Below are 290 nucleotides of genomic sequence, written 5' to 3'. Positions count from 1 at the left end.
GAGTGGAGGTCGGTCGTGAAGTTAGCACTGGATGGGTAAATCCCCTTCTGGTCCTTCCCTTCGGATTCACCGGCCAACTGCTTCCACCATTCGGCAAACATCCGCATGTTTGGTTCGTAGTTTTCCAGGAGTTCTGTCTCGTAGCCCTTCCGGTAAAGGATGTTCCGGTAGGCGGCGTACTGGTAAGCCTCGTTCTTGGACAGGTCTGGGTCAACGTAATCCTGTTCCGCCTGGGCCGCACCAGCCATCAGCTGGTCAATGTCGGCACCAGAAGCGGCGATTGGCAGGAG

The 290-nt window shown here is 56.6% G+C and carries 1 pseudogene; it reads right to left on the bottom strand.

The window, feature by feature from the left end:
* Positions 1–290, bottom strand: a pseudogene (pgi, locus tag FC49_RS09655) (glucose-6-phosphate isomerase); the annotation flags it as partial.

Origin of the sequence: Limosilactobacillus oris DSM 4864 (assembly GCF_001434465.1) — a bacterium.
GTDB classification, from domain to species: Bacteria; Bacillota; Bacilli; order Lactobacillales; family Lactobacillaceae; genus Limosilactobacillus; species Limosilactobacillus oris.
This window is presented reverse-complemented; position numbering and strand designations above follow the sequence as displayed.